Raw genomic sequence first — 16,860 nt, forward strand, 5'->3', positions numbered from 1 at the left:
CTGATGGGTCATTTCCTGTTCAGCAGCGCCAGAACGGCCGCATGGCTTCCAGCTTCGCTTGCTCGCGGCTGACGCCGATGTCGCGCAGTTGTTCGTCGGAGAGCTCCAGCAGTTGCTTGCGGGTGCGCACGCGGCGCCAGAACTGCTGCCAGCGGTTTTCCTCGTGGCCGCGCGGGGCTACGTGGCTGCCGGGAATCTCCAGCAACTCCTGCTGATAAAGGGTCAGCCGCACATCGCTCAGGCCGGTCATGTCGTCGCTCCTCCAGTCGGGTTCCTCGGACGTGGGGATAGCGTGACGAATCGCCGAAAATCATTACAGATTCAACACGACAGAATTTTTTCCATACAGAGCCGAGCGAAATCCTTCTGAATGGCGTATTTTCTCCCGATCTGTACTGCATCGAGCCGCGTCGACCCGGCACGGGAGATCTGTCATGAAACGCTACGCGCAACTGGCCGCCACCTTGGGCGAACGTATCGAACAAGGCCTGTACCGTCCCGGCGACCGGCTGCCCTCGGTTCGCGCACTCAGCGAGGAGCACGGCGTCAGTATCAGTACCGTGCAGCAGGCCTACCGCGTGCTGGAGGACGACGGGCTGGTGGAGCCGCGACCGAAGTCCGGCTATTTCGTGCCCGAACGCCGCGAACTACCCCCCATGCCGGCCATGACCCGCCCCGCCCAGCGGCCAGTGGACGTGTCGCAGTGGGACCAGGTGCTGGAACAGGTGCGACGTGCGCCGGGAGGCGAATTCGTTCAACTCGGGCGCGGCACGCCGGATATCGCCAGCCCGTCGCTCAAGCCGCTGCAGCGCGCGATGGTGCATGCCGCGCGCAGGACCGACCTGCAGAGCCTGGGCTACGAAGGTATCCAGGGCTCCCTCGCGCTGCGCGAGCAGATCGCCCGGCTGATGCTCGATTCCGGCTGCCAGGTGCCGCCCAGCGAAATCGTCATCACCACCGGCTGCCAGGAAGCACTGGCCATCACCCTGCGCGCGATCTGCGAGCCGGGGGACATCGTCGCGATCGACTCGCCGAGCTTCCACGGCGCCATGCAGGCGCTCAAGGCGTATGGGCTGAAGGCGCTGGAAATCCCCACCGACCCTACCAACGGCATCAGCCTGGAAGCGCTGGAGCTGGCCATGGAACAGTGGCCGGTGAAGCTGATCCTGCTCACGCCCAACTGCAACAACCCACTGGGCTACATCATGCCCGACGCCCGCAAGCGCGCCCTGCTGACGCTGGCGGCGCGCTACGACGTGCCGATCCTCGAGGACGATGTCTATGGCGAACTGGCCTACGCCTTCCCGCGCCCGCGCAGCATCAAGTCGTTCGACACCGATGACCGCGTGCTGCTGGCCAGCTCCTTCTCCAAGACCGTGGCACCGGGCCTGCGCACCGGCTGGGTAGTGCCGGGGCGCTATCTGGACCGCATCCTGCACTTCAAGTACATCGCCAGCGGCACCTGCGCACCGCAGCCGCAGATGGCCCTGGCCGAATTCGTCGGCGGCGGCCACTACGAGCCGCACATCCGCCGCATGCGCGCGCAATACCAGCGCCACCGCGACCTGATGACCGAGTGGATCGGCCGCTACTTCCCCGAGGGCGCGCTGGTCAGCCGGCCGCGCGGTGGCTTCATGCTCTGGGTCGAGTTCGACCCGCAGTTCGACAGCGTGCGGCTGAACCAGGAGCTGCGCCGCGACAACGTGCAGGTGGCGGCCGGCAACATCTTTTCCGCGTCAGGCAAGTACCGCAACTGCATCCGCATGAACTACGCCAATCGCGAGCTGGCGCGCATCGAAGACGCAGTGCGCAAGGTCGGCGCCTGCGCCACGCGGCTCACCGCCGAGCTGCACGAACAGCACGCGGAGCCGCTGCCAGCCTGAGGCGAAACATTTATCCACAGCCCGACGCTACCGCGCGGCGCCGGCTGTTGTACCTTGGTTTCCTTTTGCCAGGCACCCACTTTGACCAGTCTCACCCTTGGCCCGCTGGCCATTCCCCTGCCCCACGTCCTGCTCTACCTCGGCTTCTTCGGCGCGCTGCTAGCTGGCTGGCTGGCCGCGCGCAGGCGCGGCGCCAATCCCGAAGGTGCGCTGTTCGCCATGTTCCTCGGCGGCCTGCTGGCGGCGCGACTGGCCTTCGTTGCGCGCTACTTCGAGCAATACGCGGCGACACCGCTGAGCATCGTGGACATTCGCGATGGCGGCTTTCTCGCGCTGCCGGGCGTGATTGCCGCTGCGCTGATCGGCGCCGTGCTGGCATGGCGCAAGACAGAGCTGCGTCGGCCGCTAGCCGTCGCGGCGGTGGTCGGTGTGTGCTTGTGGGGCGGTGGCAAGGCCGTGACCTCGGCGCTGGACCGCAGCCAGCAGCTTCCCGAACTGACGGTAATGGACCTGCGCGGCGCGGCCGTGGACCTGCGCGCGCTGGATGGCCGGCCCATGGTGGTAAATCTCTGGGCCACCTGGTGCCCGCCGTGCCGGCGTGAGATGCCGGTGCTGGAGGCTGCGCAGAAGCAGCGCAGCGATGTGCGCTTCCTGTTGGTCAACCAGGGCGAGAACGCCGAAGCCGTGCAGCGTTTCCTGCGCGACCAAGGCCTGAGCGACGCGGCAGTGCTGCTCGACAGCGGCAACCGCCTGGGCCAGCTCACCGGTTCCTACGGCATGCCCACCACGCTGTTCTACGACGCCCAGGGGCGCCTCAAGCACAGCCAGATGGGCGAACTCTCCGCGGCCAGCCTGGAATATGGCCTGGGCCAGCTCAGGGACTGACCTGCCTGGCACGGCGCGACGACGCACTTCCTCGTCTCTGTTCAAGGGCGATTGCGCGAGGCCATCCACTTCGCGGGAGGCCTGTGCCGGGCCGGCTTCCGACTGGAATACCCGCCTGCCGGCACAGCGGGATGCTGCCTTGAGAAGTGGCCGAAAAATAGGAATCGAACGACGACTAAATCGGAATCCGCCTATTAGCGCGGGAAAAACGCTTTATCAGACTCGCCAATTGGCCAGAAGCGGCAGACCAGCCGGCTGACCTTCGCTCATCTCCTGGGAAGGTACCTCATGAAACGCATCCTCCTCGCAGCGGTTCTCTCCTCACTGACAGTCGGCGCCTTCGCCAATGACGTGCAAATCGAAGTCGACGGCTCGGCTCTGCCCGCCAGCTGCAAGATCAACGGCACACACGGCACGGCACAGATCTCGGTGAAGTTGCCGAAGGTTTCCATCCAGTCGCTGTCCACCGCCGGGAGCTGGTCGGCGAACACGCGATTCACGCTACATCTGACGGATTGCCCGGTCGGGACGATTGTCGCCTGGTCCGCACCGGACCTGATGGACCCGGCCTCCGGCGGTCTGCGCAACGCCCTTTCTACCGGTACCAACGCTCAGGTTCGAGTACTGAACGAGGATTTCAGCCCGGTCGACCTGGCCAAGGATGCGGGGCGAACCGTAAGTGACGCAGAGTCCGAAGAGCTCACGTACTACCTCCAGTACTACGCGAAGGACGTTCCGGTCGTTCAGGGCGCCTTCAAGAGCAGCGCGCGGGTGACGCTAAGTCGCTGATCGACTTCAGTCAGGCGGATCCGAGGCGCTGTGGTATTTGGAGACCGACGCCTCTGACAATTTCAATGCGAATTGGCCGAGATTCTTGGCGGCCGAACTAGCTCCATCAGAATGCAACTTGCCCAACTTATTCAGCCCGATAGGTACTATATGGACCATTTGCACCATACAGATAACCATCAGAGCCTTTCACCCCGAACACCAAATAAACACCATTCGTCTCGCAACACATAGTGGCGTCGTCCTCTGAAACGCCACTCCCCTCATATATAAATCTTTCCTTATCAACTACTCCTTTTAGCATGTGAATAACATCAAATATGGCGATACGCCTGTCGCCATCCATTTCTAGTCCAACCACTCGACCAATAAATACACTATCAGACTTCGCAGAAATCTGCTCCAATGTTAGATGCTTCAAAGAGTATGCCCAGCATTCGATAGCCCCCAAAGCGAAAAACAAGACAAAAGCCCTATAGATTAGCTTATTCATTCTGTATCTCGCATTAACCCAGGAACTCTTAGAAGCACTCCAGGCAATTGAACCCTAACTTTATTTTCATTTACAACACCGTCACCTGACCCGCCACCAACCAATCTTGGGATCGCATGGCCAACCAACTCGTGCATAAGGGACTCTGACTGCGAATAGGGTATATAGCCTCCTCCAGCAGCTTCAACAGCGGTACCATTTTCGGAAACCGTTACACGCTGTTCGCCACCTTTAATCGGACCCACTGTAACCCCTCCTCCGAAATAATCACTAACACTCTCCTGCCGACCACCAGGCAAAGCCACCACCCCACCTAAGGAAATAGAGATAACTCCAGCCGAAGCTATTCCTGAGATCAGTCGCTGAGAGTAATATGCAGATCCAAACTTTCCGCCTGAACCGGGCACTATCTGCAGTCGATTATTTTTTGAAAACATGAAACGACCGAAAGAAATAGAATTTATCATGGATTCTATTCGTCGATTGTCGGCAGAATTAACCGAAACAATTTCTCGACCATCAGGATCAATGTATCGGAAAGGATTATTAGAGGAGTATGCATACCGACTTAAACTATCTGGCGCGTCAGACTTTGCACCAACAGGGTCCACAGATAGGAAACGACCTATTACTGGGTCATAGTAACGAGCCCCCATATAGGCCAAACCACTAAACTGCCCATGAGCATGCCCAGTAAATCCCAATGACCCATAACCAAAATAATACGGAGCATCTTGCCGCTCTCCGTAGGGGCGAAAATGCTCACGCCATAGAATCTTTCCCGATTCATCCGTCGCAGCAACAGGCGAACCGAGTAGGTCATTATGATAGTAGGTGATAAACACTTGATCCGACCTCGCTGCACCACTGCTTATCAAAAAGATCAAGGGTAGGAGTTTTAACCAGTTTTGCACGATATCTCTCCCTGTGTGATTATAAGCCGGCGCCTAGAATTCCACTGACCGGGTAGCGACGTTCTTCGCAATCGGATATTCCATTGCCATTGCTATCGACAAACTCACATTGCATACGTGAAGCTATACGTTCACCATCCAGATACACATGCTCGACAAAACCACCATCGCTCGGGTAATCCTCTCTTAGCAACCTTCCCTCTTGTCCGTAAAGGCTCATGGCCTGAATCCCATTTGAGAAGGTAGTTACACTACGATATCCACGCGCATCGTATATATAGCTCTCAGTAGGATTGGAACACTCCCATTGCGGTGAGATGCAGAATTGCTGCATTTGGTTAGCATTGTCATACGTGTATCTAGAGCGGCCCTGAGTGGTATTACCTCGATTGTTGTAACTCAATCCAAAATTCATTGAGCCACTAATCGATGCCAGACGGCCTTGCGTATCATACCAATACTCCAACTGCCGACCAGCGATACTTTGATACACCAAGTCATTACGATTATTATATCTGAAAACTGCACCATTCCAGATTCCGCCTGAACCCACCAATCTATTCAAATTATCAAACTGCATGGACTGGCTGTAACGCGGATCTATTTCATCGATCAATTGAGTCAAATTACCCGATTGGTCATAGGTATAACGCTGTGCCATCGGAGAAAAAAACTGCGGAAGACCGCCGACCCGCCGATCAGTTGCCCGTAGCGTTGAAGTATCCTGACCAATAGTCAGGGAGCGGCCGTTAGCAAAAACCAGAGACTGTAAGTCGCCGTTAGCATAGTGAGTAACTCCACTAGCAAATGTTCCAACCTGCCGCGGCCTTCCATAAACGTCGGGATCATAGAAAACCTGCATTCCACTTGGGTAAGTGATGGTATGGAGTTGATCCAAGGCGTTGTATCCATACCCTATCGTCCAGGACCTTGAGGGATTGGTCAGTGATAAAGCTTCACTGATGACTTGATCGTGAGCATTGTAAACGTAGGACCAAGTAGCACCCTGATATGAAGATTGCTTTACAAGCCTTCCTCCGAGGTCATATTCAAAGGTGAAATTTTGACCAGCAGGGAGACTCTTCAAGACCAACCTATTGAGAGAATCATACGAATAACGATCCACGTCAGCACCGCCGACCTTTCGAGTTACCACATTACCCGCCGAATCATAGCTATAGGCGGTCAACTGAGTTTCTGGATTAAACTCGCTTGCCAGTAACCCACGAGAGTCATAGGTATATGTTCGAGTAAGCCCTCCCTGCTCTATAGATGTTACACGATCAATATTGTCCCTACCGATAACCGTGACCACACCTTCCGGCTGTTCAAACCTAACCACACTCCGATCATCTGGATCACCAAACGAGGAGTAAAACTTGTTGGTTATGCTTCCTCGCTCGTCTTTATAAGTTTCAACATTATTCAACCCATAGGAAGTGGACTGACTAGATCCATCGGAGTGTCGAACGGAGATCACCCTACCAATAGCATCATACTCAAATCGCTCACCACTCGTACTGGCGGCACCATATCCAGGAAATGAGGAAAACACTTTGTGCCCGTCTGCCTGATAAACTGCATTAGAGACAATCGCAGAGGCGCCTCCCATTTCCTGTTGATTAATTAAATATCCTAAAGCATTGAACTGGCGAACAATCGTATATCCGGCTCGAGTGGCAGTCTGTTTTAGACCCGAGGTAGAAAATTCGTAATTTATGTCGTACCGCGTGAGACTACTTTTCGGCAATTGTATGAGTGTCACTCGGTCCATGGCGTCGTAAGCATACCGAGTGGTTCGCCCAAGCGGATCAGTAATAGAGTCCAGAGTTCCACTAGCATTTACAGATCGTAACGTCACTCCTCCATCCGCCTTTTGGGTTCGTCTAGGAACCCCACGATAGTAGTCGGATTGACGAGAGGTATTGCCGTTCCCATCAGCCTCACTGGCCAAGTCGCCATTCACGGTATAGGTGTAGTTAGTTACTACCCCATATAGGGACTTTTGTGAAATACGGCCTGTAGATGTATAGCTATAGCCGACTGTCCCTGGAATACCGGATGTCGATTGGATGGAAACCTTACCTAACATCCAACGACCATTCGGCCTAACATAGGTATAGCTCAACGTTCGACTACGTTGGCCTTGCTCTGAAACTGATGAAGGCTGTCCGTAAGCATCATAGCTATAGCGCGTCGTATAGGCCATCCCAGCCTGGTTTATTACTCGCTGCGAAAGCAATGGAGCACGGGTGCTATTCTCTACCAGAAGACTCAGTCGCCGCATCTCCTTCTGGCTGGATATATCCTGTCGGTCCCATGTATAAACCTCATTGCGCAACACTACTCCACACCCTGTACCGGAGCGCGCCGCAATGCTTTTGCGTACTAATGTCCCTATTTTCCACAATCCTTGATCAACATTGGAAGCTCCATTCGGTATGGTGCTAGCGCCAACATGCTCGTAGGTTATACATTGCAAAGGGCCTTTTTCCAGGGTTTGGTCATTGTTTGGATAGTAGCCTTTGGAATACTGGTAATCCCACGTCAGATCGCCTGTTTGCATCCCAACAAGACCAACGTTTACCCGCCGTTTGATGACATTTAGCTTCTCCGCCGGATCTGTGCCCATCTGCAGAAAGTCGTATTCATACCTAGTCTGCAAACCATTCGGGCTCGTCATCGAGACAAGAGAGAATCGACCTGGATTGATTCCAACCAAGGAATTAGCATTATTATATGAGTATAACCAGCGCGTTCCATCTGGATGATTTACAGTCGTGAGGTATTGCGGAGTGGCTCCGACATTCCAACTTGCGTCTGTATAACCATAGGAGATAGTCCTGCCATTTGCAGATATTCCCGCCAGCAATGCTTTTGGACCGCCTTCATCCGAGTAGGTAAAATCAACCACACGGCCATCTGAGGATGTTATTTTCTTGAGAAGATGGTGACGGGCCAACTTGTTTGACGAACCTATATTGTATGTGAACTTTAGATTATTTCCGTCCGCATCTTCGATTCGCGTAACAAAGTAGCTTCTAAGCTGTTTATCCGGAGAAACCGTCCCCATCAAATTGAATACATATTTAATACCAGCCGGGGAGAATACGACTAACCCACCGTCACCGGTATTTTCACTCGTTGGCAAGCAGCGCCCGATCCAGCGGGATTTACTTATAAAGGCAAAGTCGTTTCCATCGCCATTGGCCAAGACCTGCTTGGAACCATCAGGCAATTCGAGTATCGGATTGAGGTTCGAGGCAGGCTGTCCAATCTGACATCCACGATTGTTATCTGCTGCGTTTAGATATTTGTATTTTTCGGAGACCCAAACACGACCGAAATGCATGTCCCAACCAGTACCATATGGGGTCCGCTCGGTATAACCAGTACTGTATGGCCCAACGGTGTTTGTTACGCTTTGGTAGTTTCTTACGACCTCGATATCAAGCCCGCCATTACCGGGAATTCGTAAGTCGCGGACTAATATTTTCAGCGCACCGGTGAAAGGATCAACACTATCAACCTGATGGTTTCCGGAGTAATCATGATTCTCATTGAACCCTGGCTCCTGGTATGTCCCCACCGCTGCCGCATTAAATTCCTCTGCAGCAAATAGCATCGGGTGCCAAATCAGTGGCGCAAAAAGAAGAAAAACAGCGTATGGACGCATGCGCGTGACCCTGAAAATTTAGGCCCAGCAGAATGCCAAGCCATACTCAAGGTCACGCTATAAGAAAGTTCCCGGCACAATGTCCGGGAACAAAATGGATTTATTCTAATTTAATGTAGGATATATCTTTCAGCTCGGAAGTCCTACATGGCCGCAATACCGGGCATGCGTCGGGTTACTGAATCTCCTCCGGCGTCACAATCACCCAGTTCTTGTCGGCAGTAACCGGCTGGCCGAGTTTGGCCTGGGCCTCGGCGTTCTTCTTGATCATGCCGTTGATCTGGTCCATGTACTTCGCCTTGCGGTTGATCCACAGGTGCACACCGTTTTCGGCAGTTCCGTTGAACAGCATGTACCCGTCGCTGCTGGGGGTGTCGCCGCCGACCAGGATGGGCTTCTTCCACTGGTCGATGTAGGTGAGGATGGCCGCCTGCTTGCCGGCCATCCAGGTTGCCGGAGTCCACAGGTAGGGGGTGATTTCCAGGTCCATGTTGGCCTTGGGATCGTACTTGCCCTCGGTGATCTGCTTGCGCGCGGTGGTCAGGGCGCCACTCTGGCGGTCCTTGAGCAAGGTGGTGACGCCGATGACGTTCTCAGGCTTCACGTTGTAGCCGTACTTCGGATCGCTGGCGACCATACGCACCAGCTCTTCATGGGCGGCGGTCATCACATAGACCTCGATGCCGTTCTCCATCAGCTTGTTGTACAGCTCGGTCTGTCCGGTGAAGACCTTCGGCGGGTTGATCGAGAGGGTCTTGACCACGTCGCCTTCGTAGTAGGTGCTGGGCACCGGCTTGCCGTGGGCCATCAGCTCGTCGACGTAGCCCTTGAGCTCCTTGAGGGTGAAGCCGGAGAACACCTGGGCGACCCAGGGATAGCAGACCAGATCATCGATCTCGCAGAGGCGGTAGTAATAGCTGTTGAGGCTTTCCTTGTGGCCGTTCACGTCCTTGAAGGGGATCAGCTTGAGCGAAGGGTCGAGCTTCTCGCGGGTCAGCACGCCTTTCATTTCGAGGAAGGGCAGCAGCGATTCCTCGAGGTCATAGCGGTAGCTGGTGTTGTCCATGTCGAAGACCGCGAAGGCGCCCTTGTTGGCGTTGGCGGCGATCAGGGCGTCGAGCTGCTTGGCGGCCGGCGCCGGCCAGTGCTTCAGTTCGGTGGCGGCAAAGGCGGTGCTGGCGAGACCGGCCAGCAACAGGCCGGCGAGCAAGGTGCGCATGGGCTTCATGGAATTCCCCCGAGTGGTGTTATTGGAATGGGGAAGGCCCGACACGGGCCCTCACTGGACTAGTCCAGCAATGACCCTAGCAAAGCGCTGTTTCAGCTCTGCGACTGGAACGACACGGACAATTGCGTCCGCGTCAGGACATGCCTGTGGGCGCCGCGGGCTCGTCGCTACAGGCAGACATAGATCACCTCGCCGCGAAGCGTCACGGCTTCCGCCGCCGGCCAACGTGGGGATGCCTGGCAATACAGCACTGCCGTGGTGTCCGGTGGCACCACGCGAATACTCCGGCCGGTAGCCTCGCGGAACAGTCCCGACTGGTACTTCGTCAGTTGCAGTCCCGAAACCCCATGGTCCTTCATGGCGCTCAGCAGGGGCGTCTGGTGGATCGACACCGGCGGCGGTACCAGACTGACGGCCTGGGGGAACACCTGGCCGTAGGACTTCTCGAGATCGAGCAGCAGTTGCGCCGCCAGATTCATGTCCCACCGATTGAGTCGCCACTGGTCGAAGAGAATGCGATTGCTCTGCCCCGCCAGGCCCCACACCACCACGGCTACGCCGAGCAGCAGCGCCAGAGGCGGACGCTCCTTCGCGCCCAGCCCCAGCGTGACCAGGCCGCCCACCAGGAAAGCCACCCCCGGCAGCGCCCGGTAAACCGGCCACCACTGGCCGGCGAGCGCGAGCGGCAGCACGCACGCCAGCAGCAAGCCCAGGAACATGGCAGCGGCCACGCAGGGAGCGGTCGGACCAAGGTGTCGCATCCGCAGCACGCAAAACACCAGCATCAGCAGGATCGTCACGCTGAGCGCCGCGGACTGGAACGACGACCCGCGGTAAAGCAGTTCCGCGAGCAGGTCCACCACCTGCGGCAGGCGCTGCGCCAGCTCCTGCGCGCCCGCGATCTTGCCCCGCGCATCCCCCGTGGCATTGGGCAATAGCATCCGAATCGCGCCGTTGACCAGCGCATACAGCAAGGTTGCCCCTACCAGCGGCAGCAAGGTTCGCCACTGGCCCGCGTAGCGAGCGATGAACCCCGACGCGGGCCCATCCAGGGACCGCCGGAACACGATCAGCATGACCACGCAGCCAGCCAACGGCAGTGCCGCCTGGTAGGCGCCGATGGACAACGTCAACGCCACCGCCGCCACCACCTGGCGTCGCCACTGGAGCGCTAGGGCAGCGCGAGCATCGATCCCCAGCCAGGCCTGCAGGAACAGGCACAGCAATCCGACGAAGCAGAGCGTATTGACGTCGGCGTTGCGGAAGGCGAGTAACTCGGTGAAGAAGGGGTGCACCGCGATCAGGGCGCCACCCAGCAGTTGTGCGGCAAATGCCCGGCCCTCGGGGACCAGCGCGCTGACGAAGCGGCCGATCAGCCACGCGTAGGCAACGAAGGAGAGCGCCAGGTTGAACAGGTAGATCTCGGTCCAGCGCAGCCCGAGGGCATTCGAAAGCGTCGCCAACGCCGCCTCGGTGAAACGGCCCTGGCTGAGGTATGCCAATTGCCGACCGGAAAAGGTGTCGGAGTGCAGGTAGTCGTCGAGCATGTAGCCAGGCAACAACGCCAGCCCCTTGCTCGCCAGCAGGCAGCACAGCACGACGGCGAGCAGTGCAATGAACCGGGTGCCAGCGCGGTTCGGGAATCGACTCCAGGCGGTTTCCACATCCATTCTCGACGCCACCCATCATTAGCAGAACGGCGAGTGTAGGAGCGGGAAAGGTGGGCCCGAGGTATGAAATATCCCGGGCTGCTGCAAGCAATGTCCGAAGCACCCCGCTGGAACGGGAGCCATGGCCGAGCGAGCCCGGCCGGGGTTGCAGCTGGGCTAGTTCAGCGCGCGGCGCACGCGGCCGGGAGCGTCGCCATAGGTGTCCCGGAACTTCTTGGTGAAAGCCGCCTGGGACTGGTAGCCAACCTGCGCGGCGATGTCGGTGAGGCTCATCTGCGAGCTGGCCAGCAGGCGGTAGGCCAGACCCATCCGCACTTTGGTCAGCAGCGCCCAGGGTGACTCCCCGGAAACCTGGGTGAACTGGCGCATGAACGTCGCACGAGACATGCTCGCGCGCTCGGCCAGCGCCTCGATGGTCCACGCATGGGCGGGATCGTTCAGCATCGCCTGCCAGGCACGACCCAGGCGCTTGTCGCCCAGCAGCGCCAAGGTGCCGCCGCTGGGTGCGTTTTCCTGCAGATATACCCGCAGGATCAGCGTGAACAGCGCCGAAGACAGCGCGTCCACCAGCACCCGCGCGCCAAGCCGGTTGGCGTCCGCCTCGCCGCGCAACAATCCGACCAGCGCCGGTAGCTGGTCGCCTTGGGCAAACGAATCGCTGGCGATTTTCAGGTATTCGGGCAGAGCGCCCATCAGCAACGACTCAGGTTGGTAATGGAAACTGCCGCAGAGCATATCCAGCGTATCGCCCTCGCGACCGATACGATGCAGTGGCAGGAAACCAGCCTCGCTGATCTGCGGGACCGTCGGCGCCACGCGCCGCCCCTCGTTGCGCAGCACGTGAGCAGCGCCGCCAGGCAGCACCAGGATGTCGCCAGCGGCCAGGCGCAGGACCTTGCCGTCGGGCATTTCCGCCTGGCAATGGCCGGACAGCACGATGTGGTACTGCGCCACGCCAGCCGGTAGCGGCTCGTGGTCCAGCGCCCAGTCACCCTGCAACTGACAGCGCAGGTCGAGGCTGCCACGCAGGCCGGCCAACTGGATGAGGCGATCGATCGAGTTCATGGCAGCCGATGGCGGAGGAAAGGGCCTACAGATTACCCACGGCGCGCGACCTGTAAACGCCGGTCCGACTCATTCAAGCAGTACCACCGGCGGCAATTGCATGGCCTGGACCTCCGCCTGGAGGAAATCACGCAGACGACGCAGCCGCTTCTGGTGTCGGCGGGCGCGGGGCCAGACCAGGTAATAGCTCTCGCCGCTGGCCACCGCGCTGGGCCAGGGCAAGGCGAGTCGCCCCTGATTGGCATCCTCGGCAACCATCACCAGGTCGCCGATGGACACGCCGTAGCCTCGGGTGGCGGCGACGATGCCCAGTTCGAGGGTGTCGAAGACCTGTCCGCCCTTGAGCGACACCCGCTCGCCCAGGTCCATGCGTTGCAGCCAGCGCCGCCAGTCACGGCGGTCGGGCGTGGGATGCAGCAGTTCGGCGCCGGCCAGGCGCTCGGCGTCCCACGGGCCGTCCACCAGCAGATCCGGCGCGCCCACCGGGATCAGCCATTCGGGGAACAACAGCGTCGCCTCCCAGTCCGGCGGGAAGTGCCCGGCGCTGAGCAGCACCGCGCAATCGAAGGGCTCGTGGACGAAATCCACGCGGTCCACGTCCATCCACGCACTGGTCAGCTGCACCTCGATATCGCTGTGCTGCATGCGGAACTTGCTCAGCCGCGCCAGCAGCCAGCGCATGGTCAGGGTCGAGGGCGCCTTCAGGCGCAGCACGCCCTCCTCCGCGCGCAGGCTGGCGCAGGCGCGCTCCAGCGCATCGAAGCCATCGCGCAAGCCGGGCAGCAGCATCCGCGCGGTTTCGGTCAGTTCCAGCTGGCGGCCACGACGCTGGAACAGCCGGCAGGCGAAGTGTTCTTCCAGGGTCTTGATGTGCCGGCTGACCGCACTCTGGGTGATCGCCAGCTCCTCGGCGGCGCGGGTGAAGGACGCATGCCGGGCGGCAGCCTCGAAGGCGCGCAGGGCGTACAGCGGCGGCAACTGGCGGTTCATGGCGGGCTCCGAAATCGCTCAGGCATGAGTATGACTCATGGATAGCATCGCATTTTTCCTTTTGTGCCCGCATCCACGAGCGCCGGAGAATGGGGGACTATCCACGATGCGGCGCCTGCCGCTTGCTGAGCCTGACTCATGAAACGCCTGTACCGTGACGAACTTGCCGCCATCCTTCGCCTCGCCGGCCCGCTGATCGCCGCGCAGCTGGCCTATGTGGCCATGGTGTTCACCGACACCGTGATGATGGGCAAGCTCGGCCGCGAGGCGCTGGCCGCCGGTGGGTTGGGTGCATCTACCTATGCGCTGATCTCGACCTTCTGCGTCGGCGTGGTGGCCGCCACCGGCAATCTGGTGGCGATCCGGCATGGTGCGAAGGACACACGCGGCGTAGTCGAAGCGACCCAGGCCGGCCTGTGGATAGGCGGTGCGCTGGCGCTGCTGGCGGGCCTGCTGCTGTGGAACCTCGGGCCGATCCTGATCGCCTTCGGCCAGGCTCCGGAAACGGTCGCCGGCACCCTGAGTTTTCTGCACAGCATCGTCTTCGCCCTGCCCGGCTACATGGCCTTCATGGTGCTGCGCGGCTTCACCAGCGCCATCGAGCGGCCCGGTCCGGTCATGGCGATCAGCCTGATCGGCGCGCTGGCCAACTTCGCCCTCAATTACGCCTTCATCGAAGGACTGTTCGGCCTGCCGCGCCTGGGGTTGGCGGGAATCGGCATGGTCACCGCCGTGGTGATGAATGCGCTGCCGGTGATCTTCGCCCTGTACCTGCGCTGGCACCGTGCCTATGCGCCCTACCCGCTGCTGGCCGGCCTGTCGAAGCCGGACTTCAAGGTGATCGGCGAGTCGCTGCGGCTGGGTATTTCCATCGGCGGCACCTACGCCGTGGAGTCGGGCATGTTTACCGTGGCGACGCTGTGCATGGGCGTGATCGGCAGCACCGCGCTGGCGGCGCACCAGATCGCCATCCAGTCGGTGTACGTGGCCTTCATGGTGCCCATGGGGATTTCCTACGCGGTGACCTTCCGCATCGGCCAGCACTACGGAGCCGGCCGACTGGTCGAGGCGCGCCGCGCCGGGCGGCTGGGCATCGGCTTCGGCGCGAGTTGCATGTTCGCCTTCGCCGCGCTGTTCTGGCTGGCGCCGGAACTGGTCATCGGCCTGTTCATCGACCACAACGACCCGGCCAACCGCGATGTGGTGCAACTGGCGGTCAGCCTGCTGGCCATCGCTGCATGGTTCGAGCTGTTCGACGGCACCCAGTGCATCGCCATGGGCGCGATCCGCGGCCTGAAGGACGCGCGCACCACCTTCCTCGTCGGGCTGGCCGGCTATTGGCTGGTGGGCGTGCCGATGGCACTGCTGCTGACCTTCCCGTTGGGTTGGGGGCCGAGCGGCGTGTGGTGGGGATTGGCTTCCGGGCTGGCCTGCGCGGCCATCGGGCTGACACTGGCGTTCGAGGCGAAGACCTCGCGCCTGCTACGCCCGCAGAGGTCTGGGGCGGCGCTGGTCGCTAGCTGACCGAGTCCTGCAGGCGTAGCGCGCGGTTGGCGCCGAAGACCAGGAAACGCGCCAGCTCCGACAATGGCAGCGGGCGGCTGATCCAGAAGCCCTGCACCTGGTCGCAGCCGAACTGGCGCAGCTCGTCCTGCTGGGCGGCGGTCTCGACGCCTTCGGCGACCACTTCCAGGTTCAGGTTATGCGCCAGGTTGATCATCGCCCGCACCAGTTGCAGGTTTTCCGGGCGCTCGTGCATGCCGCCGACGAAGCTCTTGTCGATCTTCAGCAGGGTGATCGGCAAGCTGTTGAGGTGCACGAAGGAGGAGAAGCCGGTGCCAAAATCGTCCAGCGAGAAACGCACGCCCAGACGACCGAGGGCCTGCATGGTCTGCAGCACCTGATCGCTGCGGCGCATCACGGCGGTTTCCGTAAGTTCGAATTCCAGCCACTGGGCATCGACGCCGCGCTCGCGGATCAGGCGCTCCAGGGTCGGCAGCAGTTGGCTGTCCTGGAACTGGCGGAACGACAGGTTCACCGCCATGTGCAGCGGTGGCAGGCCGCGGCCGCGCAACCACTGCATGTCGCGCAATGCGCGGGAGATGACCCAATAGCCCAGCGGCACGATCAGCCCGCTTTCCTCGGCCAGCGGCACGAAGTCGCCCGGCGTCAGCAGTCCACGCTCGGGATGGCGCCAGCGCACCAGGGCTTCGAGGCCGACGATCTGGCCGTTGTGCAGGTCCAGGCGTGGCTGGTAGTGCAGTTCCAGTTCGTCGCGGCGCAGCGCCCGGCGCAGTTCGCTTTCCAGATCAGCGAGGCTGCGGGCGCCACGGTTGATGCGTTCGTCGAAGACGTGGAAGGTGCAGCCCTGGCGCGACTTGGCCTGCTGCATGGCGATGTGCGCGTGCCACAGCAGCGGGTCGGCGGCATCGCCGGCGCGGGCATGGGCGACGCCCAGGCTGCAGCCCATCAGCAGGCTTTCACCCTCGACCCAATAGGGCTCGCCGAGGGACTCGACGATACGCTCGGCGATCTTCTCCACCCGTGCCGGATCGCGGCGGGTGTCCAGCAGCAGGGCGAATTCGTCGCTGCCCAGGCGGGCGATATGGTCGCCGTTGTCCAATTGAGCCTTCAGCCGCGCCACCACCTGCAGGATCAGGCGGTCGCCGGCCTGGTGGCCGAGGGCGTCGTTGACGTGGCGGAAGTTGTCCAGGTCCAGGTGGCCGAGCGCCAGGCCACGTCCATCGCTGTCGCTCAACCGCGCGGCGAGCAACGTCTGGAAGCCCTGGCGGTTGGCGATGCCGGTCAGTGGATCCTGCTCGGCGAGGCTCTGCAGCGTATGTTCCAGCGAGGCACGCTCACGCACGTAGCGCAGGGTACGGCGCAGGACCTCGACATTGAGCGATTCGGCCACCAGGTAGTCGGCGACGCCCACTGGTTCTTCCGCGGGCTCGCGCTCCAGCAAGAGGACCAGCGGCAGATGACACTGGTGGGAGGACGGTAGCTTGCCGGGGGTGGCGAGGACCAGGCCAACCTGGTTCTCATCGAACAGGCTGCTGGCTGCTTGCCAGGACGGGGCGGTGATCAGCGAATAGCTCTGGCCCAACGCAGCCAGATGACCGCGCAGTAGCTGGGCCCACTGCGGCGTTTCCGCCAGCAGGAGCAGGCGCGTTGGTTCGACCGACGCTGCCAAGTGACCCCCATGTCCTAGAAAAATGGAAGAATCCCGGACACCGTCCCTGCGTCCGCCTCTCCCGGTTTTGAAGC

13 protein-coding genes are annotated in these 16,860 nt (G+C 60.1%); 4 read left to right on the top strand and 9 right to left on the bottom strand.

The genetic code is table 11. From position 1 onward, the window contains the following. Positions 1-19 precede the first annotated feature (19 nt). On the bottom strand, positions 20-250 hold the full coding sequence (locus JVX91_RS04015) for a DUF1127 domain-containing protein (protein WP_205338138.1): 231 nt from the start codon (positions 248-250) through the stop codon (positions 20-22). A 184-nt stretch (positions 251-434) separates the two neighbouring features. Between JVX91_RS04015 and JVX91_RS04020 the strand changes: the two genes are divergently transcribed. The 3 genes from JVX91_RS04020 to JVX91_RS04030 all read left to right on the top strand — a co-directional run bounded on the left by JVX91_RS04020 (position 435) and on the right by JVX91_RS04030 (position 3,557). Further along, the gene (locus JVX91_RS04020; protein ID WP_205338139.1) at positions 435-1,883 is read left to right on the top strand and encodes a PLP-dependent aminotransferase family protein; all 1,449 of its coding nucleotides are present in this window, start codon (positions 435-437) and stop codon (positions 1,881-1,883) included. 81 nt (positions 1,884-1,964) lie between these two features. Continuing rightward, positions 1,965-2,768, top strand: coding sequence for a TlpA disulfide reductase family protein (locus tag JVX91_RS04025; protein ID WP_205338140.1), 804 nt, complete (start codon positions 1,965-1,967; stop codon positions 2,766-2,768). A gap of 288 nt (positions 2,769-3,056) precedes the next feature. Continuing rightward, a complete protein-coding gene (locus JVX91_RS04030) occupies positions 3,057-3,557 on the top strand; it encodes a fimbrial protein (RefSeq protein WP_205338141.1) in 501 nt (166 codons plus the stop codon). Between the two features lie 127 nt (positions 3,558-3,684). Here JVX91_RS04030 and JVX91_RS04035 read toward each other — a convergent pair whose 3' ends face one another. From JVX91_RS04035 to JVX91_RS04065, 7 genes are all read right to left on the bottom strand, one after another. Next, the gene (locus tag JVX91_RS04035; RefSeq protein ID WP_205338142.1) at positions 3,685-4,050 is read right to left on the bottom strand and encodes a hypothetical protein; all 366 of its coding nucleotides are present in this window, start codon (positions 4,048-4,050) and stop codon (positions 3,685-3,687) included. Next, on the bottom strand, positions 4,047-4,964 hold the full coding sequence (locus tag JVX91_RS04040; RefSeq protein ID WP_205338143.1) for an RHS repeat-associated core domain-containing protein: 918 nt from the start codon (positions 4,962-4,964) through the stop codon (positions 4,047-4,049). The genes JVX91_RS04035 and JVX91_RS04040 overlap by 4 nt, the downstream gene beginning before the upstream one ends. Before the next feature lie 19 nt (positions 4,965-4,983). Then, the gene (locus tag JVX91_RS04045) at positions 4,984-8,640 is read right to left on the bottom strand and encodes an RHS repeat protein (RefSeq protein ID WP_205338144.1); all 3,657 of its coding nucleotides are present in this window, start codon (positions 8,638-8,640) and stop codon (positions 4,984-4,986) included. A gap of 175 nt (positions 8,641-8,815) precedes the next feature. Beyond that, entirely contained in the window at positions 8,816-9,859 is a 1,044-nt protein-coding gene (locus JVX91_RS04050) for a haloacid dehalogenase-like hydrolase (protein WP_205339922.1), read from the bottom strand. A 176-nt stretch (positions 9,860-10,035) separates the two neighbouring features. Next, on the bottom strand, positions 10,036-11,538 hold the full coding sequence (locus JVX91_RS04055; RefSeq protein ID WP_205338145.1) for a glucosyltransferase domain-containing protein: 1,503 nt from the start codon (positions 11,536-11,538) through the stop codon (positions 10,036-10,038). 156 nt (positions 11,539-11,694) lie between these two features. Next, positions 11,695-12,603 (bottom strand): AraC family transcriptional regulator, encoded by a 909-nt coding sequence (locus JVX91_RS04060; RefSeq protein WP_205338146.1) that lies wholly within the window; start codon positions 12,601-12,603, stop codon positions 11,695-11,697. A 69-nt stretch (positions 12,604-12,672) separates the two neighbouring features. Beyond that, the gene (locus JVX91_RS04065; protein WP_205338147.1) at positions 12,673-13,593 is read right to left on the bottom strand and encodes a LysR substrate-binding domain-containing protein; all 921 of its coding nucleotides are present in this window, start codon (positions 13,591-13,593) and stop codon (positions 12,673-12,675) included. Between the two features lie 138 nt (positions 13,594-13,731). Between JVX91_RS04065 and JVX91_RS04070 the strand changes: the two genes are divergently transcribed. Further along, complete coding sequence (locus tag JVX91_RS04070) at positions 13,732-15,117, top strand: NorM family multidrug efflux MATE transporter (RefSeq protein WP_205338148.1); 1,386 nt, start codon at positions 13,732-13,734, stop codon at positions 15,115-15,117. Here the strand turns inward: JVX91_RS04070 and JVX91_RS04075 are convergent. Continuing rightward, positions 15,110-16,786 (bottom strand): bifunctional diguanylate cyclase/phosphodiesterase, encoded by a 1,677-nt coding sequence (locus tag JVX91_RS04075; protein WP_205338149.1) that lies wholly within the window; start codon positions 16,784-16,786, stop codon positions 15,110-15,112. The genes JVX91_RS04070 and JVX91_RS04075 overlap by 8 nt on opposite strands. Positions 16,787-16,860 lie beyond the last annotated feature (74 nt).

Source organism: Pseudomonas sp. PDNC002 (assembly GCF_016919445.1).
Lineage (GTDB): Bacteria > Pseudomonadota > Gammaproteobacteria > Pseudomonadales > Pseudomonadaceae > Pseudomonas.